We start from the raw sequence: 6,451 nt of genomic DNA, 5'->3' as shown, positions 1-6,451 counted from the left end.
CCTGCTGGGGCGTGCGGCCCCGCCGCCTCCGCCCGCGCCGCCAGCGCGGCAAACCCAAGCCGCCGAGCAGGCTCCCGAGCCGAAGGCACAGAATTACGAAGCGGGCGAAATGTTACTGGTGAGTGCCGATATGGCCGCGGCGCAAGCGGCGGCGCGCCAGCTTCAGGCCTACCAACTGCGCGTGAAGTCCCGGCAGCGCCTGGCCAACCTGGGGCTGGTGGTCAGTGTCTTTCGCCTGCCCGCGGGCAGCAGCGCGCCCGAGCTGGTGGCCCGCTTGCGGACAGAGCTGTCGGACCTGCAGCTGGACACCAATCAGCGCTATCGGGCGCTCAATGCCCGGCGGCGATATGCGCATCGGCTGATCGCCTGGCCCGAGCCGCTCGGTTCCTGCGATCGCGACTTCCGTATCGGCATGCTGGATACCGCCGTTGCGGACAGGCACCCGGCGCTGGCCAATACCGCGCTGGAGCGGCGCAATTTCGCGCGCGGCGAGGCGGCCCCGGCGGTACACGGTACGGCGGTGGCGAGCCTGTTGATCGGCGAGCCGGGCTCGCCGGCGCCGGGCCTGCTGCCGGGCAGCCGGCTTTTCGCGGCGGAAGTTTTCCGCCAGCGGGGCGACATCGCCGACACCACCGCGGACACCCTGCTGGACGCACTGGACTGGCTGGCCGGCCGCGATGTGCAGGTCGTCAACCTGAGCCTGGGCGGGGAGCGTAACCGGGTATTCGAGCTGGCGCTGGAGCGGCTGCTCGAGCGCGATATCCAGCTGGTGGCGGCGGCCGGCAATGGCGGGCCGGACGCGCCGCCGGTATTTCCCGCGGCGCAGCCGGGGGTGATCGCGGTCACCGCGGTGGATGCCCTGGAGCGACTCTACCCGGACGCCAACCGGGGCGATTACATCGACCTGGCGGCACCCGGTGTGGATATCTGGGCCGCAGACGGCGAGGCCCGGGGCCGCTACCACACCGGCACATCCTTCGCCGCCCCCTTTGTGACCGCCGCCCTGCTGCTGGCGCAACAGCGCGATGTGGATCTGACCCGGGCGGTAAAAGACCTGGGCGCCGACGGCCGCGACGACCGCTTTGGCTGGGGGTTGGTGCAGGTGGCGGCGGGGTGTCGGTAGGGTGCGTTGTGCACACCTTACGAAGTCTTTGCCGATCCTACGGTTACTTTTTTCAATCAATAAAAAAGCCGGCTCCCGGGAGCCGGCTTGGGTTGGTGGATCAGTGGTGCTGGCTAGGGGCAGGTGTTGTTGCCGGACGCCCCCGTACACTGCAGTTCCAGCTCGATACTTTCACCGTCGTTCAGCGATCCGTAGGCAGAGAAATCGTGGGCGAACGAGCCGTCGTCGCCGCTGGCCGTGAGCTGCACCGTGTCGTTGTTCGCGGCCATCCCCTCCGGAAACTCGAGCGTGACCATATCGCCCACCGGCACGCCGTCAAAGCTGTCCAGCTGCACGTAGCCGACGCCGTTACCTTCCCGGTGGGCTTCGATATCGCAGCTGGTGGCGGCGCTGTCCTGGCTGTTGCTGCAGTGGATTTGAATACTCTGCGCCGCCGGGCCCTGCGCGGATTCTTCATCCAGGATCACGGCGACACTGCTGACGAGGCCGGTCTCCTGGCTGCCGGACAGGGTGACAAACTGGCCGTTCTGGCTGTGGGCATCGTTGGCGGTGGCGGACCACTGGATCAGCGTGGCCTCGGCGGGGACGGTGATATCGAGGTTGTTGTTGACCGTTAAACCGGTTTCCGTGAACTGGCTGCCGTCCGGCAGCGTGGCGACCAGGTCCAGGGTGCAGGGGATGTTGCTTCCGATTGAAGACAGGCACTGCGCATTGACCTGTTCGATCGGGGTGGTGGCCAGGGACAGTGGCACCTCGTCGGTAATACCGGAGTCGGCGCTGCCCGCTCCCTGCACCTGCTGGCCGTTGAAACTCACCGGGTAGGGGGTTTCCGCCGTCCAGCTCAACTCGCTGAATTCATCCAGACCCGGCCAGGCGGTAACGATGGTGGCGCCCCCCGCGGGAACCGTCTGGGTGAGGCTGTGGTTGCCGTCCGTCAGGGTCACGGAGCAGATCACCGGTACGCCGTCTGGCAGCTCGCAGCGCACGAAGTTCTCGCTGCTGGGCTCGCCCAGTTCGATGAGCACGTCCGAAGACATATCGCTGGTCTGCTCACCGATAAAACCGCCAAAGGACGTGCCCTGCCAGCCGATGGTGGCGCTGTCGGGCATATTGATGATGGTGGAGCCGCCCGCCGGCAATTGCCCGCTGCGGGTAAAAACAGAGCCGTCGTCCAGTGTTACCTCGGCACTGATACCGCAGGGCACGGCGCTGTTGTCGAACAGCCGGCACTCTACATTGATGCTGCCGCCGTTTTCGAACTTGAAATCCCAGTTCCAGATGGAAAAGTGGCTGACTTCCGCGTGCACCGCCAGGCCCACCGGCGAGGTGGCGGAGGCGACCACGGTGCCGGTGGTGGAGTCATCCTCCTCCCACACGCCCTGGCTCTCGTCGAAGTGCCACATGGGCACGGTACTGCCAATGGAGAGCGCCTCGTTATTGATACTGCCCTGGGGCAGGTCCACCTGGATCTCCGCGGTGGCGCCGGGGGCCAGCTGCAGGTAGTCGCCGCTATCGTTGTGCACGGACACGGCCAACATGCCGGCGCTGATCAGTTCCGTCGGCGCGCCCATGGCGTCCACCGCCTGGCCGTTGCCGGGCATGGCATTGAGGTCGCCGTTGGCAATGTCCCAGGGCGTGATCTGTACGGTCGCGGCACCGTTGGCCGGATCGCCGTCGGGCGTGACGAAGGCATTGGCGGGGAAGGTGATACGCGCGCCCTGGTCCGCTCCACTCAGGGTGCGGGCGGATTCGATATCGTTCAGGCTCAGAGTCTGTTTTACCGGTGTCAGCCGGATGGGCATCACGCTTTCGTGCACACCGTCGACTTTCAACGCCTGGGTCACAAAGCCGTCGGCCCGGGCGCGGACCACATAGGATTCCTGTTCCTCCGGGCTGAAATGCACCCAGCCGGTTTCATCGCTCTGGCCGCTGGTTTCATCCAGGGTGACCGCGGCACCTGGCAGGCGGGCGCCATCGTGGGTTTCCACCAGGAAGCTGAGATCGATGGCGCTGGAAGGCGGGTCCGGCTCGTCGGTATCACTGCCCGGCAGCGAATTGCCGCCGTTGCCGTCACAGGCGAACAGGGCGGTGGTCAACAGTGCGAAGGAGAGAGTTTTCAGGTAAGTGATGGATTTATTGTGCGGCAGCTTGTCCATGCGATGGCCTCTTCGGTTGCTTGGCTAAACGGGGTTTCCGTTGAGGTAGTCGCACCGACTGGCCGTGAGGTTCAAAGAAAATCCGGAAAGATTGGCAACAGTGGCATTCCCTCGCCGCAATACGGAGGTCAACTGCCTGCTGGCAGACGCGCTGGAGCGGCTGTGTTACCGGGAAGAAAACGCTCTCTGCTATCGACACTTTCGCCCGCAAATTCGTTGAGTGAACAGCATTGCGATAGTGTCGGAGCCTTTTTCTTTTGCTGCCTCGTTATCCGTCAGCCCTTGCGGGCAACGCCCAGCTCACCCAGGGTTTTTGCCATATCCTCGGCGCTGGTGGCCGGCTGGATATCTTTGTTGATCTTCAGGATGCGGCCGTCTTTGCCGATATAAACAGTGATGCGGCGGGCGATGTTCATGACCGGCATCTTGACGCCGTAGGCCTCGGCCACTTCGCCCTCTGGATCGCTGAGCAGCGGGAAGTCGGCCTCCTGTTCCTCGGCGAATTTGGTGTTGGTATCCACCTCGTCGGTGCTGGCCATAAAATAGGCGACGTCGTATTCGCGGATCAGGTGGCCGTTTTCGGCCAGGGACTTGCACTCGATGGTGCAGCCCTTGGTGAAGGCCTTCGGGTACCAGGCGATGGCGACGGCCTGTTTGCCCTTGAAGTCCGAGAGGGTGTAGGTCTTGCCGTCCGAGGCCTGCAGGCTGAAGTCTGGCGCTGGATCGCCGACTTCGAGCGCTGTCAGTGGCAGACTGAATAGTGTGGTGAGCAGGAGAGTAATCAGACGTATCATGGGGCTTCCTGTATCCGTTGAGTGAGAATATCCGCAAACATCCTACCCGCTGGAAAGGGTGGAAGTCATTGCCGGTGTCTTGCGGCAGCCAATATTGCGACCGTGGGCCGTATTAGTGGCGCGGTAAGTGGCTAACCCTCCCATTTCTGCACGCCGATTACTGGAAGCCACCGAGCACTGGACGCGCCCGATCTAGGGCTGGCATCTGGCGCTGTCTCAACTGGCAATCCTCTCCCCGGGCCGCCTGGAGAAATTACATCTGCCTCTCAGCCCATGACTGGTGCAGAGGTTTAAATACTCTCTCGGGTTGTGACTTTCTAGCGAACTTTATACACATCCCACTAGCCACTCCATCGGCGTTGTGCGATGGGTCGGAACTGGACCGGCGCCTGTGGAAGCTGCGGTAATCGCCGCAGGGTTTATTCGCCGTGCACTTCTTCGGGCGCTGGTGTGCCGGGCCCGTGGATTCCCGACGGATTCACGAACTCGCGCATGAAGATTTCCCAGAACGCCATAAACAGCGCCGCCAGCAGCGGACCTATGGCGAAGCCGCTGATACCGAACATGATCAGGCCGCCGACGGTGGAAAACAGCACGATATAGTCCGGCAGCTTGGTGTCGCGGCCCACCAGGATCGGGCGCAGCAGGTTGTCCACCAGGCCGATCACCGTCACGCCGTAGACCATCAGCACCGAGGCCTTCACCAGGTCGCCGGTGGCGTAGAGGTAGAGTGCCGCGGGAAACCAGATGATCGCCGCCCCCACCGCCGGCAGCAGCGACAGCAGCGTCATCATTACGCCCCACAGCAGCGGCGCCGGCAGGCCCAGGATCCAGAAGATCAGCCCGCCCAGGGTGCCCTGGGTTGCCGCCACCACCAGGTTGCCCTTGATGGTGGCGCGGGTGACTTCGGCGAACTTGGCCAGCAGCAGGTGTTCGCGCTCGTCGCCCAGCGGCAGGGCGCGGATCAGCAGGGCGACCAGTTTCTCGCCGTCGCGGATCAGGAAGAAGGTCAGGTAGAGCATCAGGCCCAGCATCACGAAGAAATTCAGCGTGTTCTGGCCCAGCGCCAGGGCGTTGCGGGCCAGGAAACTGCCGGCGCTCATCAGCCCGTTCATCAGCCGTTCCTGCAGTTGATCGAAATCGAGACCGAAGCGCTCGAAAAAAGCATTGATGCCGGGGAAGGCGCTGCGCACCTGTTCGATCTGTTGCGACAGGTCTATCTCGCCGCTCTGCACTTTCTGGAAAATGGTGACCCCTTCATTGATGAAGGAGCTGGCCACCAGCAGTACCGGGATTACCACCACCACGATACACAGCAACAGCGTGAGCAGTGCCGTCAGGTTGGGCCAGCGGGGCAGGCGTTGTAGCAGGCGGCGGTAGACCGGGAAGAAAATCAGCGCGATGGCGCAGGCCCAGAAAACCGGTGTAAAAAAGGGCTTCAGCAACAGCGCGAATGCCAGGGTTACCAGCAGAAGCGAAAGGATAAATGAATACCGTTCCAGTTTTTCCTGCACTGTATTTCCTTGATTATTCTGGCGGAAAAGTCGAGGCCCCACTGGGCACCGGGGTAGCCGCAGGACACGAGTGGTGCGCACGGCGCACGCTACCGCTGCGGGAGGCGCCTATGTAATCAGATGGCAGTGCTTTTTACCAGTGGCTTACCAGCGGCGGTAGCCGCAGGTGTCCACGTGAAAGCGGATGCCGCTGTAGATGCCAAGCCCCATATCCCATTTCTGGCCGGTGCGCTTGTGGATATCGCGCAGTATCGGTATCAGTTGTTTGCGGTTGAATTTGCGTTGCGGGACCATGTCCAGCCCACAGAAATGCATATGCTTGCTGGTCTTGGCGCCGCCGGCCTTGGCATTGTAGCTGGAGGTGCGCCAGCCGGACAGTATCGTCACCGGCCCCACGACGGGAATGATTTCCTCCCGCAGCACCTTGAGGGTATCCACCATCGTTTCCCAGTCGTCCTCCGGTGGAATGGCAAACGGGGGCTCGCCCACTTCCTGCCAGTCGCTGCCCTGGCGGAGGAGTTCGTAGAGGGGGACCACGTCGTCCACGTGATTGAGCTGCAGGAAGTTTTCCAGCCTGGCAAATTTCTCGCGGTTGTCGCCCTTCTGCAGGAATTTTTCGAAGGCGCTCTCCGAGGCGGCGGCGTAGCCCTTGATGTCGTAGACCTCGGGAATCGGCTCGTACTCGACCGGGGTGACTATGCGTTCGGCCAGTTCCCGCACCTTGTCGACCGTGAGCACCACCAGTACCAGCAGCCCCGCCAGTACCAGTGCACTGATCCAGATGGCCCGGCGGCGTTCGATATGGATGTCAAAATACTCGTGGTCTTTGCTCTCTTTGATATCCATTGCCGATCTCGCTGGCCC

At 63.0% G+C, this 6,451-nt stretch carries 5 protein-coding genes; 1 reads left to right on the top strand and 4 read right to left on the bottom strand.

The features are described from left to right. Positions 1–1,123 (top strand): S8 family serine peptidase (locus tag OQE62_RS06885; protein WP_265721271.1); only part of this gene is annotated, 1,123 nt, incomplete at its 5' end. A gap of 113 nt (positions 1,124–1,236) precedes the next feature. Here the strand turns inward: OQE62_RS06885 and OQE62_RS06880 are convergent. The 4 genes from OQE62_RS06880 to OQE62_RS06865 form a co-directional block, all read right to left on the bottom strand. Then, positions 1,237–3,279: a hypothetical protein gene (locus OQE62_RS06880; RefSeq protein ID WP_265721270.1), complete on the bottom strand. Its 2,043-nt coding sequence runs from the start codon at positions 3,277–3,279 to the stop codon at positions 1,237–1,239. Between the two features lie 275 nt (positions 3,280–3,554). Continuing rightward, the gene (locus tag OQE62_RS06875) at positions 3,555–4,073 is read right to left on the bottom strand and encodes a peroxiredoxin (RefSeq protein WP_265721269.1); all 519 of its coding nucleotides are present in this window, start codon (positions 4,071–4,073) and stop codon (positions 3,555–3,557) included. Between the two features lie 419 nt (positions 4,074–4,492). Continuing rightward, positions 4,493–5,587, bottom strand: a complete 1,095-nt coding sequence (locus OQE62_RS06870) for an AI-2E family transporter (RefSeq protein WP_265721268.1) — start codon at positions 5,585–5,587, stop codon at positions 4,493–4,495. Between the two features lie 144 nt (positions 5,588–5,731). After that, positions 5,732–6,433, bottom strand: coding sequence for a D-Ala-D-Ala carboxypeptidase family metallohydrolase (locus tag OQE62_RS06865; protein ID WP_265721267.1), 702 nt, complete (start codon positions 6,431–6,433; stop codon positions 5,732–5,734). Between the last annotated feature and the right edge of the window lie 18 nt (positions 6,434–6,451).

The organism is Microbulbifer halophilus (assembly GCF_026183675.1).
In the GTDB taxonomy this organism is placed as follows: domain Bacteria; phylum Pseudomonadota; class Gammaproteobacteria; order Pseudomonadales; family Cellvibrionaceae; genus Microbulbifer; species Microbulbifer halophilus.
This window is presented reverse-complemented; position numbering and strand designations above follow the sequence as displayed.

Excerpts from the sequence above, each read along its gene's own strand:
- OQE62_RS06880 (WP_265721270.1), bottom strand. The coding sequence starts at position 3,279 with ATGGACAAGCTGCCGCACAATAAATCCATCACTTACCTGAAAACTCTC.
- OQE62_RS06865 (WP_265721267.1), bottom strand. The coding sequence starts at position 6,433 with ATGGATATCAAAGAGAGCAAAGACCACGAGTATTTTGACATCCATATC.
- OQE62_RS06875 (WP_265721269.1), bottom strand. The coding sequence starts at position 4,073 with ATGATACGTCTGATTACTCTCCTGCTCACCACACTATTCAGTCTGCCA.